Below are 25,315 nucleotides of genomic sequence, written 5' to 3'. Positions count from 1 at the left end.
TCTTCACAAGGGATGATTGCCGGGTTAACTGAATGGAGACGCGCGCCAGCGCCGTTCATTCAAGAAAACCGAGAGGAAATCATCCCCATGGCGTATGAGACGATCAAGTACGAGGTCGCCGAGCAGATCCTGACCATCACGCTGAACCGGCCCGACAAGCTCAACGCCTTCAACGCCACGATGCAGCAGGAGCTGATCGACGCGTTCGACAAGGCCGACAAGGACGACGACGTCAGGGCGATCATCGTGACCGGCGAAGGCCGCGGCTTCTGCGCCGGCGCCGATCTCTCCTCCGGCGCCAATACGTTCGACCGCGACGCGCGGCGCGGCCCGGTCAAGCGCAACGCCGACGGCAGCGTCGACTACAGCGATCCGCAGGTCCGCGACGGCGGCGGCCAGGTGACGCTGCGGATATTCAAGTGCCTGAAGCCCGTGATCGCCGCGGTGAACGGCCCGGCGGTCGGCATCGGCGTCACCATGCAGCTCGCGATGGATATCCGCATTGCCTCCGAAGCCGCGCGCTTCGGCTTCGTGTTCTCCCAGCGCGGCATCGTGCCGGAGGCCGCTTCGAGCTGGTTCCTGCCGCGCATCGTCGGCATCTCGCAGGCGCTGGAGTGGTGCTACTCGGGCCGCGTGTTCCCGGCGCAGGAAGCGCTCGCCGGCCGGCTGGTCAGCAAGGTGGTGCCGCCGGACGAGCTGCTGCCGACCGCGCGCGCGCTCGCCAAGGAGTTCGCGGCCAAGACCGCGCCGGTTTCGGTGGCGCTGATCCGCCAGATGATGTGGCGCATGATGGGCGCCGACGATCCGATGGAAGCGCACAAGGTCGACAGCCGCGGCATCTATGCCCGCGGCCGCTCCGAGGACGTCAAGGAAGGCGTGGTGTCGTTCCTGGAAAAGCGCCCGGCGCAGTTCAAGAACAAGGTCTCGTCCGACATGCCGGACTATTTCCCATGGTGGCAGGAGCGCGACTATAAGTGAGCGAACGGCGTCACGCGGCGTCACCATCTGACGGCGTCGTCCTGCTGCACGGCATCAGCAGGACGGCGCGTTCGTTTCGCAGGATGGAGCTGGCACTCAACGACGCCGGCTTCGCCACCCTCAATCTCGACTATGACAGCCGGCGCAAGCCGCTCGATGCGCTGGCCGAGGACATCCACCCGCCGCTCGATCGCTTCGCGCGGAACCTCGATGGCGCCGTGCATGTCGTCTGCCATTCGATGGGTGGCCTTCTGGCCCGCGTCTATCTGGCACGGCATCGCCCCACGCGGCTCGGCCGCGTCGTGATGCTGGGCACACCGAACGGCGGCAGCGAGATCGCAGACCGCCTGAAGAACCTCGCCCCCTATCGCGCCTTCTTCGGCCCGGCCGGCCAGCAGCTCGTCACCCGCCGCGATGCCGCGACCAGCGCACTGCTGCCGCCGATCGATTATGAGGCCGGCATCATCGCCGGCAACCGCTCGGTCTATCCGATCACGTCGATCGGCCTGCCGCGGCCGCATGACGGAAGGGTGTCGGTCGCCAACACCAGGCTCGACGGCATGGCCGATCACATCGTGATCCGCACCTCGCACCCCTGGCTGGTGCGCAACCACGAGGCGATCGCGCAGACGATTGCCTTCTTGCGAGACGGGACGTTCGCAAGGATGCGCTGATCAGGCGGCCCTGATGCTGCCGATGAAGCTCTCGACGTGGCCCCGCATCCGCGCCGACTGGCGCGACAGGTCCTGGGAAGCCTCAAGCACCTGGCCCGCAGCCGCTCCCGATTCTTCCGCCGCGCCTGTGACTGCGCCGATATTGGCCGAGATGTCGCCGGTGCCCTTGGCCGCATGCTGAACATTGCGCGCGATCTCCTGGGTCGCCGCGCCCTGCTCTTCAACCGCGCTTGCGATCGATGAGGCGATCTCGTTGATCTCGTCGATCGTGACCGTCATGCTCCGGATCGCGGTCACGACGTCGCCTGACGTCGCCTGGATCGCGCCGATCTGCGCCCGGATATCGTCGGTCGCTTTCGCGGTCTGTTCTGCTAGCGTCTTGACCTCGGCGGCGACAACGGCAAAGCCGCGGCCGGCGTCACCGGCGCGGGCCGCCTCGATGGTGGCGTTGAGCGCCAGCAGATTGGTCTGGCTCGCGATCTCGCTGATCAGCTTGACGACGTCGCCGATTTTCTCCGCCGCGGCGGACAGCCCCTGCACCGTCTCATTGGTGCGCCGCCCGTCGGCTGCGGCACGCTGCGCGATCTGCGCCGACTGCGTCACCTGCCGCCCGATCTCGCCGACCGAGCCCGACAACTGCTCGGTTGCAGCAGCGACCGTCTGCATGTTGCTGGACGCTGCCTGCGTCGCGCCGGCAACATTGGCGGCCTGCTCGCTGGTCTCGCCGGCGCTGCGGCTCATCAGCGCAGCCGTCGCCTCGAGCTGGGCCGACGCCGATATCACCGCGTCGATGACCGTACCGATGTCATCGTGGAACCGGTTGGTGAGGTCGTCGACGCGCGCAACGCGGGCCGCGCGCTGGTTGGCGGCCTCACTATCCTTCGCGGCGAGCTCGGCGGAGCGGATCATGCTTTCCTTGAAGAACCGCACCGCGCGCGCCATCACGCCGATCTCGTCGCCGCGATCGGTGGCGTCGACCTCGAGATCGAGATGTCCTTCCGCCAGCCCGGTCATGTTGCCGGCCAGCGTGTTGATCGGCACAGTGATGCTGCGTGCCATCGCCAGCACGGCGAGCGATCCCGCAAGCAGCGCCAGCAGCATCATTCCGGCGACAACGCCGAGGCTCATGGTCGCCTCTGTCTTCTTGTCGGCCATCAGGCGCGACAATTCGACGGCAAGGCCGTCCTCGACCGTCTTGAGCATATCGATCCGGACGGTGGCGGCGTCGAACCAGGATTTGCTGTCGAGCGACTTTAAGTCGCCCGCGAGCCCGCCCTGCTCCACCGTCTTGCGCATGGCATTGAATGTATCGATGGCGCCGCCCGACAGCGTTCGGGTGAACAGCTCTCGCGCCTCCCGCGACGCGACGGCGCGGAACGCACTGAAGAAACTCTCCTGGGCCGCCGCAAGTCCAACCGCGCGGACGTAGAGCTGCGGCTCGAAGTGGCCCGCAGCGATGCCGCCGGCGACGGCAGCACGCTCCTGCCCGGCGCGCTCCTTGCCTTCGATCAGATTGGCATAGGCGGCGATAGATTTCGAAATCTCGTCGTCGCCGCTGAGCTTCGCAATGCCGGTGATCACCGTGATCAGTCGGCCGATCGTATCGGTCAAGTAACCGACCGCCGCCGGTGGCGTGATCGCGAGCCCATCGATGTCGGTGCGGCGTTGGCCGAGCTGACCGATGGCATCTTGCGCCGCCTGCGCGGCCGCGGCCAGATCCCCGGTTCCCGACTGTTTGAGATCCACGAGCGCTGACTCGGCGGTCGTCCGCTCCGCATCGGTGCGCTTGCGCTGCTCACCAAGCTCGCCGCGCATCTGCGCGCCTTTGCTGCCGAGATAGGCCGACGACAGGCCGCGCTCGCGCTGCAGCTCGTGCACCAACCGGCTGAGCCTGCCGACGCCCTCGGCGACCGGCTGCATCCGGGCGATGTCTGAACGAACCGACCATTTCGCCGAGATGTCGTAGATTGCCAGCGCCGCAAACGCGATCAGCGGCAGCAAGGCGGAGAACGCAATGCGATAGAGTATCCTGGTGTTCTTCAACATGATTCAACCCCCGGTTGGATCATGCCTACATCCGATTGGTAAAAAAGCCCTGCGGCGGCGCCGCCGAAGTTTTTGGCAGGCGCTGCGCAGAACGCGTGCAAAGGACGTAGTTCTACCGAGTGATTAGCGCCACCCGCCCGATCGCCTTGCGTTCAATCAACAGCCGCATCGCTTTCGCGTAGTCCTCCAGCGGCAGCCGGTGTGAGATATTTGGCCGCACCCGGCCGGCCTCGGCCCATTCGCTCAGCGCCTTGAACCTGACCTCGCCGAGCGCCGGATCCTTGCGCACCGCCTCGCCGGCGCGAACGCCGAGCACGCTCGCGCTCTTGATCATCAACAGATTGGTGCGGGCGAGACCGATGCCGCCGGTGAAGCCGACGACGAGAATCCGCGCGCCCCAGTTGATGCAGCGCATCGAGTTCTCGAACACCTCGCCGCCGACCGGATCGAACACGACATCGGCGCCGCGGCCGTCGGTGAGGCGCTTGACCGCATCACGGAACGGCTCGCGCGCATAGAGCACGAGATGATCCGCGCCACGTTGTTTCGCGATCGCAAGCTTCTCCTCGCTGGAGGCCGCCGCGATCACGGTGGCGCCGAGCAGCTTGCCGATCTCGACCGCGGCAAGTCCGACGCCGCCGCCGGCGCCATGCACCAGCAGCACCTCGCCCGGCTTGATCTGCCCGCGGTCGATCAGCGCATGATATGCGGTGCCGTGCGCGGCAAGAAAGGTCGCGCCTTCCGCATAGTCGAAGGTCGACGGCACCGGCACGAGTTGCGACGGCACCGCGACAGTCTCGTCGCAATAGGCGCCGAACCGCATCTTGACGATCACCCTGTCGCCGACGGAGACACCGGATGCCCCATTGACCTCGACGACATCGCCGGCGGCTTCCGAGCCCGGCGTGAAGGGCAGCGGCGGCTTGAGCTGGTACTCGCCGGCGGCCATCAGGATGTCGGGGAAATTGATCCCCGCGGCGCGGATCGCAACGCGCACCTGCCCCGGCTGCAACGGCACCGAGGCGAAGGTCTCCAGTTGAAGGCGCTCGGGCGGCCCGAGCTCGCGGCAAACGACGGCTTTCGGCATCAGGCGGCTCGCGCCTTGAGGCGGGCCAGCGCCTCGCGGATCAGCGGCAGGCGGTCGTTGCCGAAATACATGTCGGTCTTGTCGAGATAGATCGTGGGCGAGCCGAAACCGCCGCGCGCCATCACCTCCTCGGTGTTGGCCTTGAGCTGATCCTTGATCGCCTGGTCGCCGATGCCGGCGAAGAACTGCGCCGGGTCGATCCCGAGCCTGGTGCAGATCTCGCTCAGCACCGCATCCTGCGAGATGTCCTTGTCATCGCCCCAATAGGCCTCGAACACCGCGCGCGCGAACGGCACCATTTTCTCGTTGCCGAGAAGGATGCAGCCGCGCATGGCCTTGACGCTGTTCACCGGAAACACCGTCGGCGGCATCTTGATCGCAAGCCCCGCCGAGCGCGCCCAGTCGGCGAGATCCTTCTTCATGTAGCGCGCCTTCAGCGGCACCGGCTTCTCACGCTGGGCGTAGACCGACGGATTGACGGTGTTGAAGATGCCGCCGACCAGGATCGGTCGCCAGGCGATATCAACGTCGAACTCCTTCGCGAGCGGCTGGATGTTGTGCCAGGCGAGGTAAGTCCACGGGCTGGAACAGTCGAAGAAGAATTCGATCATGGCGTTTCCTTGTGTTGTGGTCTCAGTTTCGTCATTCCGGGGCGCGCCGCTCGGCGCGAGCCCGGAATCCATACTCACGATGGTGGTTATGGATTCCGGGCTCGTCGCTCCGCGCCGCCCCGGAATGACAGCGAATCATTTCTTCTCGACAAGCTCCTTCGCGCGCTGGCCGAACATGTTCTTGCGGGATTCCTCGTCGAACGGCTCCTTGACGAATTTTCCGATCGCAAGCCCTGCCTGCACCTGTGGCCGCGCCCGCACGGTCGCGTACCACCGCTTGATGTTCGGGTAATCGTCGAGGGTGAGACCCTGCGCCTTGTGGGTCATGGTCCAGGGGAAGCAGGCGATATCGGCGATCGAATAATCGGGGCCTGCGATATAGGCGCCGGTCTTGCCGAGCTGACGGTCGAGCACGCCATAGAGCCGCGCAGTCTCGTCGCGGTAGCGCTCGATCGCATAGGGAATCTTCTCGGCGGCATAGAGTGCGAAATGGCCGTGCTGGCCGAGCATCGGCCCGAGGCCGCCCATCTGCCACATCACCCATTGGATGACGTTCGACCGCGCACGCAGCTCCCTGGACAGGAAGCGGCCGGTCTTGTCGGCGAGATAGATCAGGATCGCGCCGGTCTCGAACACCGAGAACGGCCCGCCGCCGTCGGCCGGCTGATGGTCGACGATCGCGGGGATGCGGTTGTTCGGACTGATCGCCAGGAATTCGGGCCGAAACTGCTCCCCGGCGCGGATGTTCACCGGGATCACCTGATAGGGCAGCCCCAGTTCCTCCAGCATGATCGAGATCTTCCAGCCATTCGGCGTCGGCGCGTAGTGCAGGTCGATCATCGGCGTCCCTATTCCCATCACAAAGACTTTTGTTGTTCTGTACCTCCACTCTAGGACATGGCACACAGGCGCTCAATCAGAACCCGTCGGGAGGCACCCATGCTGTTTCCAACCACGATCGCAGGCTCGCTGCCGAAGCCGGAATGGCTCGCCGAGCCGAACATGCTGTGGGCACCGTGGAAGTCGGAGGGCGCCGAGCTCGCCCGCGCCAAGCGCGACGCCACGGTGCTTGCGGTCAAGCTGCAGGAGGATGCCGGCGTCGACATCGTCACCGAGGGCGAGCAGGCGCGCCAGCACTTCGTGCACGGCTTTCTAGAGCGGATCGAGGGTATCGATTTTGCCCACAAGGTCGAGATGGGCATCCGCAAGGACCGCTATAAGGCAATGGTCCCGCAGGTGGTCGCGCCGTTGCAGCTCAAGGGCCGCGTCCATGAGGGCGAGGCGCGTGCCGCGCGCGCCCATACCAGGAATCGGCTGAAGTTCACCCTGCCAGGTCCCATGACAATCATCGATACCATCGCCGACCAATATTACGGCGACCGCGTCAAGATGGCGTTCGCCTTTGCCGAGTTGTTGAATCAAGAGGCAAAAGCGTTGGAGGCCGACGGCGTCGACATGATCCAGTTCGACGAGCCTGCGTTCAACGTCTACATGGACGAGGTGCGCGACTGGGGCATCAAGGCGCTGGAGCGCGCCGCCGAGGGGCTCACTTGCGCGACCGCCGTGCACATCTGCTACGGCTACGGCATCAAGGCCAACACCGACTGGAAGCAGACGCTCGGCGGCGAGTGGCGGCAGTACGAGGAGACCTTTCCGGTCATCGACAAGAGCACGATCCAGCAGGTCGCGATCGAATGCCGCAATTCGAAGGTGCCGATCGAGCTGCTCGCCGCCCTCCCCGGCAAGATCGTGCAGGCCGGCGTGATCGACGTCGCCAGCGACGAAATCGAGACCGCGGAAGATGTCGTCAAGGTGATCGAGGCGGTCGCCAAGCACGTGCCGAAGGCCAACATCATCGCGACCACCAATTGCGGCATGGCGCCGATGCGGCGGGATATTGCCGAAGCCAAGCTGATCGCGCTCGGTGCGGGCGCGAAGCTGGCGCGGCAGCGGCTGGCGTAAGCACAGCGACGGCGGCTCAGCCAAGCGCAGCCGCCGCGCTCGGATGCAGCACCGGCCGATAGCCGGACTGAAATGCACGGACGGTCGACGGCGGCGTCAGCAGCATCGCGGCCTCCGCTACGTCGGCCCGGCTGTAACCGGCAAAGGACCAGCGCAACGTGGTGCCGGCCGTAACGAGAAAGCTCTCGCCGTTCGCCAGCACCATCGTGCCATCGGGAAGTTCGGCGAGCGGCAACGGCAACGGATGCAGCCGCTTCCTGCCGCGGTCGAGCCGCTCGGCGTGCAGCACCGCATCCATCGCCTTGGCGCTGAGATCGCTCGTGGAGTTGCCTTGCTCCCATGCGGCGCGAAACCGGTTGGCGTCGTCGCGGCGGCAGTAGAAGCAGGGCCGGTGTCCGGCCGCGAACGCGGTCGCTTCATCGAGAAAGAACAGCTCGGTCCAGCTCTGCCGGCGCATCACCTCACGCCGCCGTCCCCTGAACTCGCAGACGCAAGTGAGCCACGCCGGCGACGACCAGCGCTTGTTCAACAGCGTCCGTGTCGCGGGATCGTGGATGATGCCGCGGTTGCCGGTGAAGGTGCCGCGATGGTGTGTGGCGACGATGTCGCCTGACGGAGCGACGCGGTTCTGCAGGGGCATGGCGCGAGTCCGATGTCCATCACGTCATTCCGGGATGGTCCGAAGGGCCAGACCCGGACTCTCGAGATTCCGGGTTCGCGTCTTCGCGCCCCGGAATGACGGCAAGCTCACGCCGCCCCATCCCTGATCGGCGGCTGGAACGACAGCGCGGTATCCCAGGGGAAGAAGATCCAGGTGTCCTGCGACACCTCGGTGATGTAGGTGTCGACCAGCGGCCGGCCCTTGGGCTTGGCGTAGACGGTTGCGAAATGGGCGTCGGGCAGCATCTCGCGCACCAGCTTGCCGGTCTTGCCGGTATCGACGAGGTCATCGACGATCAACAGCCCCTTGCCGGTGCCGCCGCCGAGCTTGGCGGTCTGCTCCGAAATGCCCTTGAGCACTTTCAGGTCGCCCTGCTTGTCATGATCGTAGCTGGCAACGCAGACCGTATCGATCACCCGCAAGCCGAGCTCGCGCGCCACGATCGCTGCCGGCACCAGCCCGCCGCGGGTGATCGCGACCACCGCATGGAACGGGCCCACTTCATTCAGCCGCCAGGTCAGCGCCCGGCAGTCCCGATGGAATTGATCCCACGAGACCGGGAACGGCCTGCCGGCCCGTTCCTGCGCACTCGGTTCAGAATTTCGCTCGACCATATCGCTTCAACCCGCCGGCTTCTTCTGCGCGGCTTGCACCTGCTTCAGCATCTCCTTCACCGCGGCCATCGCCGCGGCAAGCTTCTCCGGATCGCGCGAGCGGACCACCAGATTGGTGTTCGGCTTCTGATTCTCGTCCTGGAACGGATAGCTGCCGATGATGGTGTCGGGATTCGCCTCCGCGATCGCCCGCAGCGGGCCGCCGATATCGCCCTCGCGCGCGTCGGCGCGGACCGAGTCCGACAGCATCCGCACCCCGGATTTCAGGGTCGGCGCCACGATGTCCATCATCGCCTGCATGATGGTCGGGATGCCGGCCATCACGATGACATTACCGAGCTTGAAGCCCGGCGCCAGGATGGTCGCGCTCTGGATCAGCTCGGCACCGTCGGGCACCCGGGCCATCCGCAGCCGCGCCTCGTTGAGGTCCTGCTCGCTCCAGCGCTCCCTGAACCGCGCCACCACCTCGGGGTGATGGTGGATATCGACGCCGAACGCCTTCGCCACGCTGTCGGCGGTGATGTCGTCATGGGTCGGCCCGATGCCGCCCGTCGTGAATACGTAGGTGTACCTATGCCGCAGCGCGTCAAGGGCGGCGACGATGTCGGCCTCCTCGTCGGCGACGACGCGGACCTCCTTGAGGTCGATGCCGATATTGGTCAGGTATTCGGCGATGAAGCCGATATTCTTGTCCTTGGTCCGGCCGGACAGGATCTCGTCTCCGATCACCAATATCCCCGCCGTGACGATCTCGCTCATGGTCTCATTCCCTAACTTGATCCCCTGACATTGCCGATCCAATGCCTTGATGTCACGGGGTTTTGCCGCCGAATTAAGCAGACCTCAGCCGGTTTTTCGGGCAGGCCTTCCGCCTCACCCTTAGCAAATGCCACAGGCCAATGCATATCGCGCTGGCCCGCCCCTTGCTACCATCCCATCAAGTCATGCACTGTGTCACATGGCTTGGGAGGGCAGTCGGGATATATGGCAGTCGCGTTCGATGAGATGAACGGCCTCGGCGAGGACCTTCGCCCGGCCTACCAGGAGCTCTCCCGCTGGCTCAAAGAGACGCCGCCGGATGCGCTCGAATATCGACGCCAGGAAGCGGAGCTGTTGTTCCGCCGGATCGGCATCACCTTCGCGGTCTATGGCGATTCCGAAGCCCAGGAGCGGCTGATCCCGTTCGACGTCATTCCGCGCATCATGTCCGCAACCGAGTGGACGTTGCTGGAAAAGGGCCTGAAGCAGCGCGTGCTCGCGCTCAACATGTTCCTCAAGGACGTCTATCACGGCCGCGACATCCTGCGCGCCAACGTCATCCCCGAAGACCTGATCTTCCAGAATCCGGTATTCCGTCCGGAGATGAACGGCCAGGACGTGCCGCACGACATCTATGTCCACATCGCCGGCATCGACATCATCCGCACCGATCCGGACAATTTCATCGTGCTGGAGGACAATGCGCGGACGCCGTCCGGCGTGTCCTACATGCTGGAAAACCGCGAGATCATGATGCGGCTGTTTCCCGACCTGTTCGCGCGGCACCGCGTGGCACCGGTCGAGCGCTATCCGGACGAGTTGCTGTCGGCGCTGCGGTCGGTGGCGCCGCACAGCGCCTCCGCCGAACCGACGGTCGCGCTGATGACACCCGGCGTCTACAACTCCGCCTATTACGAGCACTCGTTCCTGGCCGACAAGCTCGGCATCGAGCTGGTCGAAGGGCGCGATCTCATCGTCAAGAACGACGAGGTGTTCATGCGCACCACGGAGGGGCTGAAGCGGGTCGACGTGATCTACCGCCGCGTCGACGACGATTTCCTCGATCCCCTCACCTTCCGTCCGGATTCCGCACTCGGCGTGCCCGGGCTGATGTCGGCCTACGCCGCCGGCAACATCACGCTCGCCAATGCGGTCGGCACCGGCATCGCCGACGACAAGGCGATCTATTCCTACATGCCCGACATCGTGAAGTTCTATCTCAGCGAGGAGCCGATCCTGAAGAACGTGCAGACCTGGCGCTGCCGCGAAGCCCAGGATCTGTCTTACGTGCTCGACAACCTCGCCGACCTCGTGGTCAAGGAGGTGCACGGCTCGGGCGGCTACGGCATGCTGATCGGGCCGGCCGCCACCAAGGCGACCATCGAGGCGTTCCGCGACAAGCTGAAGCGCGAGCCGGAGGGCTTCATCGCCCAGCCGACGCTGGCGCTGTCGACCTGCCCGACCTGCACCGACAAGGGTCTCGCGCCGCGCCATGTCGACCTCCGTCCGTTCGTGCTGACCGGCTCCAGCCACACCACCATCGTGCCCGGCGGGTTGACGCGGGTGGCGCTGAAGGAAGGCTCGCTGGTGGTCAATTCGAGCCAGGGCGGCGGCACCAAGGACACCTGGATACTGAGTGAGTAGTTGAAAGCATGCTGTCGCGCACCGCTGAAAACCTGTTCTGGCTGGCCCGTTACGTCGAACGCGCCGAATATCTCGCGCGCACGATCGACGCCACGCTGCGCGTCACCGCGCTGCCGGCGGCCTATGTCGGCAAAACCAATGAGTGGGATTCCGCGCTGCTCACCGCCGGAGTCGGCGCAGCGTTCTACGATCACTACCAGGAAGCCAACCAGCAGAACGTCGTCGAATATCTCTCCTTCTCCTCGGAGAACCCCTCCTCGATCAAGAACTGCATCGAGGCGGCACGGCTCAACTCGCGCTCGGTCCGCACAGCGCTGACGTCGGAGATGTGGGACACCATCAACTCGGCGTGGATCGAGTTGCAGGCCGTCTGGAGCAAGGGCGGCACCGGCAGCCGCGAGGAGCTGGCGAAATTCTTGCGCTTCGTGCAGGAGACCTCGCTGCGCTTCGACGGCTCGGCCTATCGCACCATGCTGCGCAACGACGCCTACTGGTTCTCGCGGCTCGGCGTGCATCTCGAGCGCGCCGACAACACTGCCCGCATTCTCGACGTGAAGTATCATGTGCTGTTGCCGGAGGAGGAGCATGTCGGTGGCCCGCTGGATTACTACCAGTGGACCTCGATCCTGCGCTCGGTGTCGGCCACCACGGCCTATCACTGGGTCTACCGGGAAACCCTGAAACCCTGGTTGATCGCCGACCTGTTGATCCTCAACGACACGCTGCCGCGCTCGCTTGCGAGCTGCTACAGCAACCTGGTGCGCAATCTGGACCAGATCGGCGTCGCCTATGGCCGCCAGGGCGCTTCCCAGCGTCACGCCCGCGGCATCAGGAACCGGCTCGAGCACAGCCACATGGACGACATCTTCCAGCACGGCGTGCACGAGTTCATCCAGGAATTCATCGCGGATAACTCCAGGCTGGGTGAGATCATCACCAAGCAGTATCTGATCTAGAGTAAAAGTCGTGAAATCGGCACCGTCCGCGGGCACTGTCTTCACCTCTCCCGAAGGGCGAGGTCGGATCGCGTTTTGCGATCCGGGTGAGGGAGTTCGGTCTATCGAGGGAGCTTAGCCCCTCACCCGAATTGCTTCGCAATTCGACCTCTCCCGATGGGAGAGGTAAAATACCGTTGCTGCCAGCTCCGATCTGACCTACTGGAAACGCGACATGCGCCTGCGGATTGCCCATACCACCACCTATCGCTACGAGCCGGCGGCCTCGGGCGTGATCCAGATTCTGCGGATGACGCCGGGTAGCCATGACGGCCAGTATGTCGCCGACTGGCAGATCGACGTCTCGACCGATTCCCGGCTCGACACCCATGAGGACGCCTTCGGCAACGTCACCCATGTGCTGACGCACGGTTCGATCACCGACCTCACGATCCATTGCGAAGGCCTGGTCGAGACCCAAGACACCGGCGGCGTGCTGAAGGGTAGCGACGAGCGGTTTCCGCCGAGCCTGTTCCTGCGCCCCACGCCGCTGACCGACCTCAACCCGGCGATGACGGCGTTCGTGCGCGAGCTGCGCACGGAGGCCGACAGCGACGTGCTCGGCTTCCTGCATGCGTTGATGGTGCAGATCTACGAGCATATGACCTTCGACGAGGACCCGACCAACAGCGCCACCTCGGCCTCCGAGGCGTTCGCGCTGAAGCGCGGTGTCTGCCAGGACTACGCCCACATCCTGATCGCCTGCGCGCGTGCCGGCGGCGTTCCGGCGCGCTTCGTCTCCGGTCACTTCCTGCGCTCCGACGGCATGGTGAACCAGCAGGCCGGTCACGCCTGGGCGGAGGCCTTCGTGCCAGACTTGGGCTGGGTCGGCTTCGATGCCGCCAACGGCATCTGCACCACGGACGCCCATGCCCGCGTCGCGATCGGCCTCGACTATCTCGGCGCCGCCCCTGTCCGCGGCACCCGCTATGGCGGCGGCAACGAGACGCTGACGGTCGCGGTCAAGGTCGACCAGGCCGGACGTCCCGGACAGTGGCAGAGCCAATCGCAATCCTAAGTTGCCCGGCGACCATCCCTCGGTTAAAGACAGAGGTGGATTTCCTGGAAAGCCGACGCCAATTCGATCGTCGGCACAAGGAGACGTGGCATGTTGCGAGACGCCAACTTCTCACACATGGTCGGCACCGGACATCGCGTCTTCCTGATCATGCCGTTTGCCCTCACGCCGACCTACAAGATTCTGGCGGACACCATTGGTGACGTTCTCGATCGCTATGGCATCGCAACGGTCCGCGCCGACGATCGACAGAGCGCGGCGACCCTGTGGGAAAGCCTGCAGAAAGACATGGATTCCTGTTCCCACGCCATCGCGATTGTCGATGACCGGACCAAGTCCGGCATCAACAAGAATGTGCTCATCGAGACAGGTTACATGCTCGCACGCAAGGCCGGTGTCCTGCTGCTGAAAGATCGCACTCTTGCAAGCCTGCCTACCGATCTGCTTGGCCACCTGTATCGAACGTTCGATCCGAAGAACGTAAAGAAGACCACCACAAAGGCCGTTGTCGAATGGCTGCGCGACCAGGGGCTCGCGAAACGCCCTTCCGAGAAGCTCGTTGTCTTCGTCAGCCACGGCGGCACGTGCCGGTGCGCCATGAGCAAGGCCATCCTGCTCAACGCCTTCAAGGGGCGTACGCTGCCGTTCGACCTCAGCGTCATGTCCCTGGCCGCGATCTTTGGCGAAAGACAAGGCGCATCAAAGAGTGCGCGTTCGATCGTAAGCAAGGCGTTCGGGGAAGACATTCTCGAGAACCATCGCGTGAGAAAACGCTACCCCGCCCTGGCGGACGAAGCCGATCTCATCCTGTGCGCCAGCGCAGACTACAAACAGTATTTTCCAGAATCCAAGACGCACACGATCGGAGAGTATTTCGGCAAGCCCGGAAACATCCAGAATCCATGGCCAGACCAGGACGATGAAATCTCGTCACGTAAATACAAGGACTGCTTCGAGCAGCTTAGGGCGCTCATAGAGCCAAACAGCGAACGAATCTTGCGCGACCTGCAAGGGATGGCGCTCTCCAGCCATGTGCCGCTGAAGCGAGCCAAGAAGCGCGCGCTCGCGTGATCCCTCCTTGTTCCGCCTGCACCTTGCAATCGCGGGCTGGCCCTGCGGTGCACCCGATATGACCATGATGCGAGCATGCTATGATCGCGGCTCCGCACCCGACCAGCGAGATAAGCGATGGCAACCGTGAAACTCCTTTCAGACAATGAACTCTCGGCGGACGCCCGCGCCGTGTTTGACGACATCCGCACGACGCGGAAGTCGGACTTCATCAACAATTTCTGGCGTGCGCTCGCGCATGACCCGAAGACCTTGCGGCGGACCTGGGAGAGCATCAAACAAGTCATGGCACCGGGCGCGCTCGATCCGAAGGTCAAGGAGATGCTCTATGTCGCCGTCTCGATCGCCCATGGCTGCAGCTACTGCATTCACTCGCACACCGCGGCCGCCCGCGCCAAAGGCATGACCGAGGCCGAGTATCACGAAATGCTCGCGATCGTCGGCATGGCTGCCGAGACCAACCGGCTGGTCACCGGGCTCGGCGTCCCAGTGGACGAGGCGTTCCTGGTCGATGCACGGGGACCAACGCTGGACTCCTGACCGCCTTGCTCCGGAACGCGCAGCGTTCCCGGGGAATTGGGGTTGGATGCATCCGCGAAATTGGCTACACGTTTCCCCGCCGAGACATGCGGATCGTTGGGGACCGGAAATGACCTATTGCTGCGGAATTCTGGTGCGCGACGGCCTCGTCATGATCGCCGATACCCGCACCAATGCCGGCCTCGACAACGTCTCGACTTTCCGCAAGCTGCACATCTTCGAAAAGCCCGGCGAGCGCATCATGGCGATCGCCAGCGCCGGCAATCTCGCGATCAGCCAGTCTGTCCTGTCGACCCTGACCGAGGGCATGGAAAATCCGGACACCGGCGAGCTCGAGACGCTGATGAATGCGCCGACCATGTTCCAGGCGGCGCAGCGGATCGGCCGCGCGATCCGCTCGGTGCATGCCACCGAGGGCGACGCGCTGCGCTCCGAGGACATCTCCTTCGACGTCTCGTTCCTGTTCGGCGGCCAGATCCAGGGCTCGCGGATGCGCCTGTTCATGGTCTACACCGCCGGCAACTTCATCGAATGCACCACCGACACGCCCTACTTGCAGATCGGCGAGCACAAATACGGCAAGCCGGTGCTCGACCGCGCCATGCATTACGACGTCGAACTCTACGAGGCGCTCAAGACCGGACTGATCTCGATGGATTCGACGATGCGATCCAATCTCGGCGTCGGCCTGCCGATCGACGTGCTGGTGGTGCGCGCCGACGCCTGCGTGGCCGATCTCAACCACCGCATCGAGGCCGGCGAGCCCTATTTCCACGATCTGCGCTCGCGCTGGTCGGCGGCGCTGCGCGCCGCGCACCAGAACATTCCACGCCCGCCCTACAAGAACGAAACCGAAGCAAAAACCAACTAAGAGGAAACTCGGAGATGACTGAGGCAACCAGCAAGATCGCACTCGTGACCGGTGCCGGCACCGGCGTTGGACGCGCCGCGTCGCTCGCTCTGATGGACAAGGGCTACACCGTGGTGCTGGTCGGGCGCCGCCTGGAGATGCTGGAGGAGACCGCCAAGCTCGGCCCCGCCGGCAAGAGCCTGTGCGTCACCGCCGACATGGCCGACCCGGCCGCGATCGCCGCCCTGTTCGACAAGGTGAAGGCGACCTACGGCCGGCTCGACGTGCTGTTCAACAATGCCGGCATGGGCGCGCCGCCGGTGCATTTCGAGGACCTGCCGCTCGAGCAGTGGCAGGCCGTGGTCAACACCAACCTCACCGCGCCGTTCCTGTGCACCCAGCACGCCTTCCGCATCATGAAGGACCAGACCCCGCGCGGCGGCCGCATCATCAACAACGGCTCGATCTCGGCGCATGCACCGCGGCCGTTCTCGGCGGCCTACACCTCGACCAAGCACGCCATCACCGGCCTGACCAAGGCCTCAAACCTCGACGGCCGGATGTATGACATCGCGGTCGGCCAAGTCGATATCGGCAACGCCGCGACCCCGATGACCGACCGCATGGTCAACGGCCCCGGCGTGCTGCAGCCGGACGGCACCACCAAGCACGAGCCGCGCATGGACGCCAAGGCGGTCGGCGACGCCGTCGCGTACATGGCCGGCCTGCCGCTCGACGCCAACGTGCTGTTCATGACCGTCATGGCCACCAAGATGCCGTTCGTCGGCCGGGGCTGATCTTCCCCTGCTCCCCGCTTGCGCCAGGGCTACGCGACGGCATGGCTGGGCTCGTCCCGGCGATGCCGTCGCAGGGGCGCGGCCAAAACATGGAAAACAACCCCATGCAAAGGAGCCGGCGGCTGCCAGCGCCCGATAGGGCACCTTGACACGTCGGGCAACTCAGCTGTATTTTCCATTATTCCGAAATTTTGTGCGCGCCGGGGGAAGGTCGGCGAGGGCAAGTCTCCATGAGGACGGTGAGAGACGAACTCGCGGAGGGTCCCCTCACCCGCCGCTTCGCGTCGACCTCTCCCCGCAAGCGGGGCGAGGTGCAATCCAGAACTCTAGCCACAATCACCGTCATTGCGAGCGAAGCGAAGCAATCCATGCATCCCCGCGGGGAAAAATGGATTGCTTCGTCGCTTCGCTCCTCGCAATGACGGGTGGCAAGAGCGGCGCCCCTACTCCAGCTTCTCGACATGCCGCAGCGTCGGGAACAGCTTCATCCAGAGCAGCGCGACCGCGACCGTGGCGACGCCGCCGAGTACGGCTGACGGCACGGCGCCGAGCAACGCCGCGGTGACGCCGCTCTCGAACTGGCCGAGCTGGTTCGAGGCATTGATGAACAGGAAATTGACCGCGCCGACACGGCCGCGCATCTCGTCGGGCGTGGCGAGCTGCACCAGCGAGAAGCGGATCACGACGCTGATCGTGTCGGCGGCACCGAGCACCGCGAGCGCCAGTGCCGACAGCCACATCCAGTGCGACAGCGCGAACACCACGGTGGCGACGCCGAACACGATCACCGCCTGGAACATGCGCAATCCCACGCGGCTGTTGATGGTGTGCCGCGCCAACACCATCGTCATGAGCAGTGCGCCGACCGCGGGCGCGGCGCGCAGGATGCCGAGGCCGAGCGGGCCGGTCTGCAGGATGTCGCGCGCATAGATCGGCAGCAGCGCGGTGACGCCGCCGAACAGCACCGCGAACAGATCGAGCGAGATGGTACCGAGGATCGCGGGATTGCGGCGCACGAAGGTGACGCCGGCAAACAGATCGTCCGACGAGCCGCCGTTCTTCACCGGCGCCTGCTGCAAGCGGCCGATGCCGCCGGTGAGCAGCGCGCCGAACAGCCAGAACACCATCATGATCCCGTAAGGCGCGCTCGGCATCAGCGCATAGGCAAAGCCGCCGAGCGCGGGACCGGTGATGGTCGCGACCTGGGCCGCGCCGCTCGAGATCGCGGTCGCCCGCTGCAACGATCCCTGCGGCGCGATCAACGGCAGCAGCGCGGCGGTCGCCGGGCTCTCGAACGCGCCGGCGATGCCGAGCACGAAGGTCGCGACGAAGATCTGGATCTCGGAGATGGTGCCGGCAAACGTGCTTCCGGCGAGAAACAATGCGGTCAGCGCTTCCGCGACCTGGCAGGCCTGCACCACGCGCTTGCGCTCGAAGCGATCGGCGGCGTGACCGGCGACGAACACCAGCAGCGCGGTCGGCAGGAACTGCACCAGGCCGACCATGCCGAGGTCGAACGCGCTGCCGGTCAGATCATAGATCTGCCAGCCGATCGCCACCGCGCCGATCTGGCTGGAGAAGCGCGACAGGCTGCGCGACGACAGGAAGAACAGGAAGGGTCTGTGGCCGAGCAGATCGCGGGCGCGGGCCGGCGTGGCGGAGGACATGGATGATGGCGTGGCCGAGCGCCTGCAACTTGTCAATGGTGGGACGGAGAACGCGCAACAGCATTGCGCTGCGCGAAGCCCCTGCCCATAATTGCGCGCGGGTTCTTGGGGGCGTGATGCTGCAGTTGCAATCGGCGCTCGGCGTGGTGGCGTTGCTCGTGATCGCCTGGGCGCTGAGCGAGAATCGGAGCCTCGTATCGCTGCGGCAGGCGGCGATCGGCCTCGTCGTCACCATCGTCACCGCACTGGTGCTGATCAAGGTGCCGCTGGTGACGCAGGCGTTCGGCGCGATCAACGATGCGGTCGGGACCATTGCCGCCGCGACGCGCGCCGGCACGGCCTTCGTGTTCGGCTATGTCGGCGGCGGCCCGGCGCCGTTCGATCCCAAGGCACCGGGATCGGACTTCATCCTCGCCTTCCAGGCGTTGCCGATCGTGCTGGTCATGAGCGTGCTGACGACGCTGCTGTTCTATTGGCGGGTGCTGCCGCCTGTGGTGCGCGGCATGGCCTGGATCCTGGAGCGCACGCTCGGCGTCGGCGGCGCGGTCGGGCTCTCGACCGCGGCCAACATCTTCCTCGGCATGGTGGAAGCCCCGCTGTTCATCCGGCCCTATCTGGCGCAGCTCACCCGCAGCGAATTGTTTCTGGTGATGACCGGCGGCATGGCCGGGATCGCCGGCACCGTGCTGGTGCTCTACGCGACGCTGCTGGCGCCGCTGATCCCCGATGCCGCCGCGCATTTCGTCATCGCCTCGGTGCTGGGCGCGCCGGCCGCGATTTTAGTGAGCCTGATCATGGTGCCGGAGACGACGGACAAGCGCACCGGCGGATCGCTCGACAATCCCGATATCCAGGTGTCGTCGACGATGGACGCCATCGTGAAGGGCACGGCCGCCGGGCTAGAGCTCCTGATGAACATCATCGCGATGCTGCTGGTGCTGGTCGCGCTGGTCTATCTCGCCAACAAGATCATCGGCCTGCTGCCGGAGATCGGCGGCGCGAAAATCTCGCTGCAACGGCTGCTCGGCTACGTGATGGCGCCGGTGTGCTGGCTGATGGGCCTGCCGTGGCCGCAGGCGATCACCGCGGGAAGCCTGATGGGCACCAAGACCGTGTTGAACGAGCTGATCGCCTATGTCGATCTGTCGAAGCTCGGTCCCGACGCGCTCGATCCGCGCTCGCGGCTGATCATGCTCTATGCGATGTGCGGCTTCGCCAACTTCGCGAGCCTCGGCATCATGATCGGCGGCCTCGGCATCATGGCGCCCGGGCGGCGCGACGAGATCAATGCGCTCGGGCTGAAGTCGATCGTGTCGGGCACGCTGACGACCTGCCTGATGGGCGCGATCGTGGGGGCGATGACGTCACCGACTTAGCGGCTGGCGTGATCCGCCCCACCCGCCTCCTTGATGAAGGCGAGCAGCAGTGCGCCGAGCCGATCCGGCTGCTCCTGCTGGATCCAGTGACCGGCGCCGTCGATCAGTTCGATGTCACGCATCCGCGTCGTCGCCTTCGTCCTCATCAGATCGAGCGTGCCCGGCGCCGCGTAGGTGCCCCAATCGCTCGTCCCGCCGATGAACAGCGACGGGACATCGATCGTCCTGCCCGAGAACAGGCGCAACTCAGCGTTCAGGTCAGGATCGGAGAAGACACGATAAGCCATGAGGGCACCTTGAAACCCGGTGCGGCCATACTCCTCGGTGTAGACGCCAAGCTCCGGCTCGGTGAGCCATTTGCAGGCCGAGGCTTCGGCGGCAGAAGGCTGGAATGGAGCGACGGTCTGGGACATCGTCTTGCCGAGATCCATCACGTAATAGGTCGGCATCTGTGCAAGTTCAGGGGCGGTTGGCGCCTGCAACGGATGCGGCTTGTTTCCGGGCCAGTCAGCGCTCTTGACGTGGAAGAATGCGCGAAGAAACGCGTGTAGACCTTGAGGGGGATGCCACAGGTCATCGTTCGCCGCCCGTGAGCTCAGGTATTGCTGATAATGCTGTCTCGGCGGATCGAGCGCCGCCAGCGCGTCCGCGAGCTTTTGATTTTCAGTGTTCGGCTGAGCCGGCGATGGCGCGCTGTCCGCAATGTTGAACGGAAACGAAGGCGGTCCGGGGAACGGGGCGCTCATCAGCACCACCGAGGGAAAGACGTCAGGTCGGGCGAGCGCGCAATAGGCAGCCACGGGCGAGCCGAAGTCGTGTCCGACCAGCATTGCCGTGCGCCGATACCCCAGCGCCGAAACCAAGCCGAGGGCGTCGCGCGTCATGTTCAAGAGGCTGAACGGCTGCAGCGGGGCGTCATAGTCGTTCACCCAACCGGTGGTACGGCCAAAACCGCGCTGATCGGGCGCCACGACATGGTAGCCGGCGTCAGCCAGGATTGGGATCAGGTGCCGCCAGCCGAAAGCCAAGTCCGGAAAGCCGTGCAGCAGCAGAGCCAGCGGCCGGCCGGGGCTTTCGCAACCGGCTTCGAGAAGATGGACATCGAGGCCGTTGACCCCGTGGATCATGCGCGAGCGGACACCCTTGGGAAGCGTTCCCTCGCCGTAGGTTGGTTGGGTCAAGTCAGCTCCTCCTGTGGGGTTTGCGCGGGCCGCTCGAAGCGAGGCCGCGACCAGGCCGGCCGCCCCCATCGCCAGGACGGCTCGTCGGGACGCTCTCTGGCTTCGGATTCGGTCGAGGGGCATCACTGGACCTCTTCTATGGTGATCGCCATAGTATGGCGATCACCATAGCGACGTCAAGCGAAACGGTTTATCTTGACGGCATGCCACGTAAGACTGACGCCCGCGCGCGCGCGATTGCCACGGCCGAACGGCTGTTTCGCATCCAGGGCTACACCGCGACTGGATTGACCCAGATCATTGCAGAGAGCGGTGCGCCCAAGGGATCGTTCTACTTTCACTTTCCGCGCGGCAAGGCGCAGCTCGCGGAAGAAGCGATCGATCATTACGTCGCAAGCAGAATGGCTGTGTTGCGGGACATCTCGGCGAACACGGCGGGCGATGCCCTGAAGTTTGTTCTTGAGATTTTCCGCACATTCGCCGCCGAAATGGTCGCCTCTGATTTCCAGTATGGATGTCTGATGCAAAATCTGGCGAATGAGCTGCCCGCGCTCGATGCCGAGCTGACAAAACGGGTGGCGCGCGGATTTGTCGATTCGACCGAGATCATCGCGGAGCATTTCAGGGGGTGCGGTTTCACTCCCGCGCGCGCATCCTCAACCGCAGCCGCCTTGGTCGCCGCCCTCGAAGGCGCGCGAACCATCGCGCGCCTGGAACGCACGCCGGCGATCTTCGAGGCGCTGGCGGAGGTGAGTGTCCAGAGGCTGTGAGTCCCCCGTCATTCCGGGGCGCGCGAAGCGAGAACCCGGAATCCATGGGATTCCGGGTTCTCGCTTCGCGCGCCCCGGAATGACGATCAGGCCTTCAACTCCACCGTCTTGAACTCTGCCGGCAGGATCACCTCCAGCAGTTCGACGTCATCGGAATAATCCAGGATCATGTGCTTGATACGCGGCGGCTGGGTCCAGGCGCTGCCTTCTTTCATCAGCGTCTCGCCCTCGCCGTCCATGTAGGTCTTCACCCAGCCCTTGAGCACATAGACCATCTGGAAGTCCACATCGTGGAAGTGCAGCTTCGACACTTCATCCGGATTGCACGGTCCCTGCAACCGGATCACATGCGCCTGCGCGAGGCCATGCGAGGCTGCCGATATGCCGAGGTCGCGATACTTGGCGTAGGCGCGCAGTCCGTCGGCCTTGAAATCCTCTTCGCGGTGATGGCTGATCGCGACGCGCTGCTTCGGCCGCGCCTTGCTCGCTGATTTCGGCGCGCTCTTCTTCGCCGCCGAGACGCGGCCCTTGGACTTGATGGTCTTGCGCGCGGATGATTTTTTGGCGCCGGCGCCGAGCCCGGTCCATTTCTTCTTCACCGCGGTCTTGGCTGCGGATCTCGATGCCGTCTTCTTGGCCATTGTTCGCCTCCCGTCGTGCTTGATGGCAGGAAGCTAACACAAGTCTCGCAACGTAGGGCGGGCAAAGGCGCGTGAACGCCGTGCCCGCCATTCCAGGCGTGCTCGCGATGGTGGGCACGCTGTCGCTTTCCCCACCCTAATCCTCAGCTACTGATCTTCAATGCAGCCGGAAGACGCCGTCGACTGCGCGCAGCTCGGCCGGCTTGACCAGCTTGGAATGCGCCACCGTCACCGAGAACAGCGGGCCCTCGAGCTTCTGCTGCCAGAAGGCGAGGAAATCCTGCAGCGCCGGAAATTTCGGAAACAGGTCGTAGTTCTGCCAGACATAGGTCTGCAGCAATGAGGGGTGATCCGGCATCCGATAGAGGATTTGCGCCGTCGTCAGCCCGTACCCCAGCAACTGCTTCCGGAAATCGTCGGAAACAACCCCACCAACTCGCGAGACCATGCCAACCTCCTGTGACGGAGCGCATTCACATGGTGGCCGACCTCCCCGCCGGACCACCGGCCATGGATGCGCTCACATGAGAGAAATGTGACGCACGCGACTAACTCATCTCAAGCCCAAATGTTTAATAGGTTGTTGAAATTTCGTGCGTTGGCAGCAGCTTACCGCATCTGCTAATAGCCCCGCCGGTCTCTCGGCGCGGCATTAAGCATGCCGAAATGATCTCGGCATCCTGCTGGCAGCCGACACTTACGAGTGCCAATTTTTCTGCTAGAGGCTCTTGCCCGCCGTCAAGGCTTGGCCTATGTCCTGCGCAGCCAGTCTGGCACTCGCTGGGCTGGACTGCTAACACTCCAAAAATCTACAGCATCTGCAAATGTTTAGGAGGACTGCATGAAATTCCGTCCGCTTCACGACCGCGTCGTGGTCAAGCGTATCGACGCCGAAGAGAAGACCGCTGGCGGCATCATCATTCCGGACAGTGCCAAGGAAAAGCCCTCGCAGGGCGAAGTCGTCGCAGTTGGCCCCGGCGGCCGCGATGAGACTGGCAAGCTGACCCCCATCGACGTCAAGGTCGGCGATCGCGTCCTGTTCGGCAAGTGGTCGGGCACCGAGGTCAAGATCGACGGCGAAGACCTGCTGATCATGAAGGAAAGCGACATCATGGGCGTGCTCGACGTCCCCGCTTCCAAGAAGAAGGCGGCCTAAGCGCCCCCTCCCTCCCAGGTTAAATCTCGCAAGGAAAAACTCAGATGGCAGCTAAAGAAGTCAAATTCTCCGTCGAGGCGCGCGACAAGATGCTGCGCGGCGTCGACGTTCTCGCCAACGCGGTGAAGGTCACGCTCGGTCCGAAGGGCCGCAACGTGGTGCTCGAGAAGTCGTTCGGCGCTCCCCGCATCACCAAGGACGGCGTCACCGTCGCCAAGGAGATCGAGCTCGAGGACAAGTTCGAGAACATGGGCGCCCAGATGGTGCGCGAAGTCGCCTCCAAGTCCGCTGACGCGGCCGGCGACGGCACCACCACAGCGACCGTGCTCGCCCAGGCGATCGTTAAGGAAGGCGCCAAGTCGGTCGCCGCCGGCATGAACCCGATGGATCTGAAGCGCGGTATCGACCTCGCGGTCGAGGCCGTCGTGGCCGACCTCCAGAAGAACTCGAAGAAGGTCACCTCGAACGAGGAGATCGCCCAGGTCGGCACCATTTCGGCCAACGGCGATGCCGAGATCGGCAAGTTCCTCGCCGACGCCATGAAGAAGGTCGGCAACGAGGGCGTGATCACGGTCGAGGAAGCCAAGTCGCTCGAGACCGAGCTCGACGTCGTCGAGGGCATGCAGTTCGACCGCGGCTACATCTCGCCCTACTTCGTCACCAACGCCGACAAGATGCGCGTCGAGATGGACGACGCCTACATCCTCATCAACGAGAAGAAGCTCTCCTCACTGAACGAGCTGCTGCCGCTGCTCGAGGCCGTGGTGCAGACCGGCAAGCCGCTGGTCATCGTCGCTGAAGACGTCGAAGGCGAAGCCCTCGCCACCCTCGTCGTCAACCGCCTGCGTGGCGGCCTGAAGGTCGCGGCCGTCAAGGCTCCGGGCTTCGGCGATCGCCGCAAGGCCATGCTGCAGGACATCGCGATCCTGACCGGCGGCCAGGCCATCTCGGAAGACCTCGGCATCAAGCTCGAGAACGTCACGCTGCAGATGCTCGGCCGCGCCAAGAAAGTGATGATCGACAAGGAAAACACCACGATCGTCAACGGCGCCGGCAAGAAGGCCGACATCGACGCCCGCGTTGCCCAGATCAAGGCGCAGATCGAGGAGACCACCTCGGACTACGACCGCGAGAAGCTGCAGGAGCGTCTCGCCAAGCTCGCAGGCGGCGTCGCGGTGATCCGCGTCGGCGGCGCGACCGAAGTCGAGGTGAAGGAGCGCAAGGATCGCGTTGATGACGCGATGCATGCGACCCGTGCGGCTGTCGAGGAAGGCATCGTCCCGGGCGGCGGCGTCGCCCTGCTCCGTGCCTCCGAGCAGCTCAAGGGCCTGCGCACCAAGAACGACGACCAGAAGACCGGCGTCGAGATCGTGCGCAAGGCGCTGTCGGCTCCGGCTCGCCAGATCGCGATCAACGCCGGTGAGGACGGCTCCGTCATCGTCGGCAAGATCCTGGAGAACAAGACCTACAATCACGGCTTCGACTCCCAGACCGGCGACTACGCCGACCTGGTCAAGAAGGGCATCATCGACCCGACCAAGGTCGTCCGTACCGCGATCCAGAACGCGGCCTCGGTTGCTGCGCTCCTGATCACCACGGAAGCCATGGTTGCCGAGCTGCCGAAGAAGAACGCCGGCGGCCCCGCGATGCCTCCGGGCGGCGGCATGGGCGGCATGGACTTCTAAGGTCCGGCCACTCAAGGCAATCCACGAAATGCAAAACCCCGGCAGCGATGCCGGGGTTTTTGTTTTTGAGGGGAGTAACAGTCCCTGTTGCCTTACCCCCGGAGCCGGGCAAAACTCCCTCGTCATTCCAGGGCGGCGCGCAGCGCCGAGCCCGGAATCCATTCCCCCGCTTGCTCATGGCCTATTACGTCTATCTCCTCGCTAGCGATAAATACGGTACGCTCTATCTCGGCGTGACGAACGACGTCGTTCGTCGCATCCATGAGCATAAGAGCAAGGCAGTTGCCGGCTTCACGAAACGATACGCCGTCGACAAGCTCGTCTGGTTCGAGGTCTACGATGATGCACTGACGGCGATCGCGCGTGAAAAGGAATTGAAGAAGTGGCGACGAGATTGGAAGATCAGATTGATTGAAGAAAAAAATCCCCAGTGGATCGATTTGTACCCCGAAATCGCCGCCGGACACATTGGATGAATGGATTCCGGGCTCGCGACTTCGTCGCGCCCCGGAATGACGAAATCGAAGGGCCG

Annotated in this window: 26 protein-coding genes; 15 read left to right on the top strand and 11 right to left on the bottom strand. The window is 64.4% G+C overall.

Annotated features, from left to right (window positions below):
* Window positions 1–87 precede the first annotated feature (87 nt).
* Together ACVW17_RS22855 and ACVW17_RS22850 are read left to right on the top strand one after the other, a co-directional pair.
* Complete coding sequence (locus tag ACVW17_RS22855; protein WP_076858572.1) at window positions 88–978, top strand: crotonase/enoyl-CoA hydratase family protein; 891 nt, start codon at window positions 88–90, stop codon at window positions 976–978.
* Window positions 975–1,652, top strand: a complete 678-nt coding sequence (locus tag ACVW17_RS22850) for an esterase/lipase family protein (protein WP_456754011.1) — start codon at window positions 975–977, stop codon at window positions 1,650–1,652. The genes ACVW17_RS22855 and ACVW17_RS22850 overlap by 4 nt, the downstream gene beginning before the upstream one ends.
* On the opposite strand, the gene ACVW17_RS22845 is transcribed toward ACVW17_RS22850, so the two are convergent.
* The 4 genes from ACVW17_RS22845 to ACVW17_RS22830 form a co-directional block, all read right to left on the bottom strand.
* Window positions 1,653–3,698, bottom strand: a complete 2,046-nt coding sequence (locus ACVW17_RS22845; protein WP_456754010.1) for a methyl-accepting chemotaxis protein — start codon at window positions 3,696–3,698, stop codon at window positions 1,653–1,655. It abuts the gene before it with no gap.
* A gap of 112 nt (window positions 3,699–3,810) precedes the next feature.
* A complete protein-coding gene (locus tag ACVW17_RS22840; protein ID WP_456754009.1) occupies window positions 3,811–4,785 on the bottom strand; it encodes an NADPH:quinone oxidoreductase family protein in 975 nt (324 codons plus the stop codon).
* Window positions 4,785–5,396, bottom strand: a complete 612-nt coding sequence (locus ACVW17_RS22835; protein ID WP_456754008.1) for a DsbA family protein — start codon at window positions 5,394–5,396, stop codon at window positions 4,785–4,787. The genes ACVW17_RS22840 and ACVW17_RS22835 overlap by 1 nt, the downstream gene beginning before the upstream one ends.
* Before the next feature lie 135 nt (window positions 5,397–5,531).
* The gene (locus tag ACVW17_RS22830; protein ID WP_456754007.1) at window positions 5,532–6,236 is read right to left on the bottom strand and encodes a glutathione binding-like protein; all 705 of its coding nucleotides are present in this window, start codon (window positions 6,234–6,236) and stop codon (window positions 5,532–5,534) included.
* 99 nt (window positions 6,237–6,335) lie between these two features.
* Here ACVW17_RS22830 and ACVW17_RS22825 point away from each other — a divergent pair, with 99 nt between their 5' ends.
* Complete coding sequence (locus ACVW17_RS22825; protein ID WP_456754006.1) at window positions 6,336–7,358, top strand: methionine synthase; 1,023 nt, start codon at window positions 6,336–6,338, stop codon at window positions 7,356–7,358.
* Window positions 7,359–7,374: 16 nt separating this feature from the next.
* Here the strand turns inward: ACVW17_RS22825 and ACVW17_RS22820 are convergent, their stop codons facing one another.
* From ACVW17_RS22820 to ACVW17_RS22810, 3 genes are all read right to left on the bottom strand, one after another.
* Window positions 7,375–7,998 carry a hypothetical protein gene (locus tag ACVW17_RS22820; RefSeq protein WP_456754005.1) on the bottom strand — a complete coding sequence of 208 codons (624 nt, stop codon included), beginning with the start codon at window positions 7,996–7,998 and terminating at the stop codon, window positions 7,375–7,377.
* 107 nt (window positions 7,999–8,105) lie between these two features.
* Window positions 8,106–8,633 carry a xanthine phosphoribosyltransferase gene (gene gpt / locus ACVW17_RS22815; protein ID WP_212015266.1) on the bottom strand — a complete coding sequence of 176 codons (528 nt, stop codon included), beginning with the start codon at window positions 8,631–8,633 and terminating at the stop codon, window positions 8,106–8,108.
* Between the two features lie 6 nt (window positions 8,634–8,639).
* Entirely contained in the window at window positions 8,640–9,392 is a 753-nt protein-coding gene (locus ACVW17_RS22810; RefSeq protein WP_456754004.1) for a competence/damage-inducible protein A, read from the bottom strand.
* A 225-nt stretch (window positions 9,393–9,617) separates the two neighbouring features.
* Here ACVW17_RS22810 and ACVW17_RS22805 point away from each other — a divergent pair, with 225 nt between their 5' ends.
* The 7 genes from ACVW17_RS22805 (at window position 9,618) to ACVW17_RS22775 (ending at window position 16,307) form a co-directional block, all read left to right on the top strand.
* The gene (locus ACVW17_RS22805; protein ID WP_456754003.1) at window positions 9,618–11,036 is read left to right on the top strand and encodes a circularly permuted type 2 ATP-grasp protein; all 1,419 of its coding nucleotides are present in this window, start codon (window positions 9,618–9,620) and stop codon (window positions 11,034–11,036) included.
* A gap of 8 nt (window positions 11,037–11,044) precedes the next feature.
* Window positions 11,045–11,992 carry an alpha-E domain-containing protein gene (locus ACVW17_RS22800; protein ID WP_456754002.1) on the top strand — a complete coding sequence of 316 codons (948 nt, stop codon included), beginning with the start codon at window positions 11,045–11,047 and terminating at the stop codon, window positions 11,990–11,992.
* 214 nt (window positions 11,993–12,206) lie between these two features.
* Window positions 12,207–13,049: a transglutaminase family protein gene (locus tag ACVW17_RS22795; protein WP_456754001.1), complete on the top strand. Its 843-nt coding sequence runs from the start codon at window positions 12,207–12,209 to the stop codon at window positions 13,047–13,049.
* Window positions 13,050–13,139: 90 nt separating this feature from the next.
* Window positions 13,140–14,120 (top strand): TIR domain-containing protein, encoded by a 981-nt coding sequence (locus ACVW17_RS22790; protein WP_456754000.1) that lies wholly within the window; start codon window positions 13,140–13,142, stop codon window positions 14,118–14,120.
* 117 nt (window positions 14,121–14,237) lie between these two features.
* Window positions 14,238–14,660, top strand: a complete 423-nt coding sequence (locus ACVW17_RS22785) for a carboxymuconolactone decarboxylase family protein (RefSeq protein ID WP_456753999.1) — start codon at window positions 14,238–14,240, stop codon at window positions 14,658–14,660.
* A gap of 109 nt (window positions 14,661–14,769) precedes the next feature.
* Window positions 14,770–15,531: a peptidase gene (locus ACVW17_RS22780; RefSeq protein ID WP_456797898.1), complete on the top strand. Its 762-nt coding sequence runs from the start codon at window positions 14,770–14,772 to the stop codon at window positions 15,529–15,531.
* A gap of 14 nt (window positions 15,532–15,545) precedes the next feature.
* Window positions 15,546–16,307 carry an SDR family oxidoreductase gene (locus tag ACVW17_RS22775; RefSeq protein ID WP_456753997.1) on the top strand — a complete coding sequence of 254 codons (762 nt, stop codon included), beginning with the start codon at window positions 15,546–15,548 and terminating at the stop codon, window positions 16,305–16,307.
* Window positions 16,308–16,750: 443 nt separating this feature from the next.
* Here the strand turns inward: ACVW17_RS22775 and ACVW17_RS22770 are convergent, their stop codons facing one another.
* Window positions 16,751–17,974: an MFS transporter gene (locus ACVW17_RS22770; protein WP_456753996.1), complete on the bottom strand. Its 1,224-nt coding sequence runs from the start codon at window positions 17,972–17,974 to the stop codon at window positions 16,751–16,753.
* A gap of 116 nt (window positions 17,975–18,090) precedes the next feature.
* Here ACVW17_RS22770 and ACVW17_RS22765 point away from each other — a divergent pair, with 116 nt between their 5' ends.
* Window positions 18,091–19,350, top strand: coding sequence for a NupC/NupG family nucleoside CNT transporter (locus tag ACVW17_RS22765; RefSeq protein WP_456797897.1), 1,260 nt, complete (start codon window positions 18,091–18,093; stop codon window positions 19,348–19,350).
* On the opposite strand, the gene ACVW17_RS22760 is transcribed toward ACVW17_RS22765, so the two are convergent.
* Window positions 19,347–20,531 carry an alpha/beta fold hydrolase gene (locus ACVW17_RS22760; protein WP_456753994.1) on the bottom strand — a complete coding sequence of 395 codons (1,185 nt, stop codon included), beginning with the start codon at window positions 20,529–20,531 and terminating at the stop codon, window positions 19,347–19,349. The genes ACVW17_RS22765 and ACVW17_RS22760 overlap by 4 nt on opposite strands.
* 203 nt (window positions 20,532–20,734) lie before the next feature.
* On the opposite strand from ACVW17_RS22760, the gene ACVW17_RS22755 reads away from it, so the two are divergent.
* Complete coding sequence (locus ACVW17_RS22755; RefSeq protein ID WP_456756505.1) at window positions 20,735–21,301, top strand: TetR/AcrR family transcriptional regulator; 567 nt, start codon at window positions 20,735–20,737, stop codon at window positions 21,299–21,301.
* An 86-nt stretch (window positions 21,302–21,387) separates the two neighbouring features.
* Here the strand turns inward: ACVW17_RS22755 and ACVW17_RS22750 are convergent, their stop codons facing one another.
* Window positions 21,388–21,942 (bottom strand): cupin domain-containing protein, encoded by a 555-nt coding sequence (locus ACVW17_RS22750; RefSeq protein WP_456797896.1) that lies wholly within the window; start codon window positions 21,940–21,942, stop codon window positions 21,388–21,390.
* A 157-nt stretch (window positions 21,943–22,099) separates the two neighbouring features.
* Window positions 22,100–22,390: an usg protein gene (locus ACVW17_RS22745; protein WP_074127572.1), complete on the bottom strand. Its 291-nt coding sequence runs from the start codon at window positions 22,388–22,390 to the stop codon at window positions 22,100–22,102.
* A gap of 393 nt (window positions 22,391–22,783) precedes the next feature.
* Between ACVW17_RS22745 and groES the strand changes: the two genes are divergently transcribed.
* From groES to ACVW17_RS22730, 3 genes are all read left to right on the top strand, one after another.
* A complete protein-coding gene (groES, locus tag ACVW17_RS22740; RefSeq protein WP_050422292.1) occupies window positions 22,784–23,098 on the top strand; it encodes a co-chaperone GroES in 315 nt (104 codons plus the stop codon).
* A gap of 44 nt (window positions 23,099–23,142) precedes the next feature.
* Window positions 23,143–24,783 carry a chaperonin GroEL gene (gene groL, locus ACVW17_RS22735; protein WP_353701484.1) on the top strand — a complete coding sequence of 547 codons (1,641 nt, stop codon included), beginning with the start codon at window positions 23,143–23,145 and terminating at the stop codon, window positions 24,781–24,783.
* A gap of 176 nt (window positions 24,784–24,959) precedes the next feature.
* A complete protein-coding gene (locus ACVW17_RS22730; RefSeq protein ID WP_456753991.1) occupies window positions 24,960–25,259 on the top strand; it encodes a GIY-YIG nuclease family protein in 300 nt (99 codons plus the stop codon).
* Window positions 25,260–25,315 lie beyond the last annotated feature (56 nt).

The sequence above is a fragment of the Bradyrhizobium sp. USDA 4473 genome, from assembly GCF_054063335.1.
Note: the sequence above shows the minus strand (reverse complement) of the source record. Positions and strands in the feature narration are given on the sequence as shown.

What these genes read in the sequence shown, in the direction of transcription:
- ACVW17_RS22855 (WP_076858572.1), top strand. Translation starts at nt 88, where the DNA reads ATGGCGTATGAGACGATCAAGTACGAGGTCGCCGAGCAGATCCTGACC.
- ACVW17_RS22845 (WP_456754010.1), bottom strand. Translation starts at nt 3,698, where the DNA reads ATGTTGAAGAACACCAGGATACTCTATCGCATTGCGTTCTCCGCCTTG.
- ACVW17_RS22840 (WP_456754009.1), bottom strand. Translation starts at nt 4,785, where the DNA reads ATGCCGAAAGCCGTCGTTTGCCGCGAGCTCGGGCCGCCCGAGCGCCTT.
- ACVW17_RS22835 (WP_456754008.1), bottom strand. Translation starts at nt 5,396, where the DNA reads ATGATCGAATTCTTCTTCGACTGTTCCAGCCCGTGGACTTACCTCGCC.
- ACVW17_RS22830 (WP_456754007.1), bottom strand. Translation starts at nt 6,236, where the DNA reads ATGATCGACCTGCACTACGCGCCGACGCCGAATGGCTGGAAGATCTCG.
- ACVW17_RS22825 (WP_456754006.1), top strand. Translation starts at nt 6,336, where the DNA reads ATGCTGTTTCCAACCACGATCGCAGGCTCGCTGCCGAAGCCGGAATGG.
- ACVW17_RS22820 (WP_456754005.1), bottom strand. Translation starts at nt 7,998, where the DNA reads ATGCCCCTGCAGAACCGCGTCGCTCCGTCAGGCGACATCGTCGCCACA.
- gpt (WP_212015266.1), bottom strand. Translation starts at nt 8,633, where the DNA reads ATGGTCGAGCGAAATTCTGAACCGAGTGCGCAGGAACGGGCCGGCAGG.
- ACVW17_RS22810 (WP_456754004.1), bottom strand. Translation starts at nt 9,392, where the DNA reads ATGAGCGAGATCGTCACGGCGGGGATATTGGTGATCGGAGACGAGATC.
- ACVW17_RS22805 (WP_456754003.1), top strand. Translation starts at nt 9,618, where the DNA reads ATGGCAGTCGCGTTCGATGAGATGAACGGCCTCGGCGAGGACCTTCGC.
- ACVW17_RS22800 (WP_456754002.1), top strand. Translation starts at nt 11,045, where the DNA reads ATGCTGTCGCGCACCGCTGAAAACCTGTTCTGGCTGGCCCGTTACGTC.
- ACVW17_RS22795 (WP_456754001.1), top strand. Translation starts at nt 12,207, where the DNA reads ATGCGCCTGCGGATTGCCCATACCACCACCTATCGCTACGAGCCGGCG.
- ACVW17_RS22790 (WP_456754000.1), top strand. Translation starts at nt 13,140, where the DNA reads ATGTTGCGAGACGCCAACTTCTCACACATGGTCGGCACCGGACATCGC.
- ACVW17_RS22785 (WP_456753999.1), top strand. Translation starts at nt 14,238, where the DNA reads ATGGCAACCGTGAAACTCCTTTCAGACAATGAACTCTCGGCGGACGCC.
- ACVW17_RS22780 (WP_456797898.1), top strand. Translation starts at nt 14,770, where the DNA reads ATGACCTATTGCTGCGGAATTCTGGTGCGCGACGGCCTCGTCATGATC.
- ACVW17_RS22775 (WP_456753997.1), top strand. Translation starts at nt 15,546, where the DNA reads ATGACTGAGGCAACCAGCAAGATCGCACTCGTGACCGGTGCCGGCACC.
- ACVW17_RS22770 (WP_456753996.1), bottom strand. Translation starts at nt 17,974, where the DNA reads ATGTCCTCCGCCACGCCGGCCCGCGCCCGCGATCTGCTCGGCCACAGA.
- ACVW17_RS22765 (WP_456797897.1), top strand. Translation starts at nt 18,091, where the DNA reads ATGCTGCAGTTGCAATCGGCGCTCGGCGTGGTGGCGTTGCTCGTGATC.
- ACVW17_RS22755 (WP_456756505.1), top strand. Translation starts at nt 20,735, where the DNA reads ATGCCACGTAAGACTGACGCCCGCGCGCGCGCGATTGCCACGGCCGAA.
- ACVW17_RS22750 (WP_456797896.1), bottom strand. Translation starts at nt 21,942, where the DNA reads ATGGCCAAGAAGACGGCATCGAGATCCGCAGCCAAGACCGCGGTGAAG.
- ACVW17_RS22745 (WP_074127572.1), bottom strand. Translation starts at nt 22,390, where the DNA reads ATGGTCTCGCGAGTTGGTGGGGTTGTTTCCGACGATTTCCGGAAGCAG.
- groES (WP_050422292.1), top strand. Translation starts at nt 22,784, where the DNA reads ATGAAATTCCGTCCGCTTCACGACCGCGTCGTGGTCAAGCGTATCGAC.
- groL (WP_353701484.1), top strand. Translation starts at nt 23,143, where the DNA reads ATGGCAGCTAAAGAAGTCAAATTCTCCGTCGAGGCGCGCGACAAGATG.
- ACVW17_RS22730 (WP_456753991.1), top strand. Translation starts at nt 24,960, where the DNA reads ATGGCCTATTACGTCTATCTCCTCGCTAGCGATAAATACGGTACGCTC.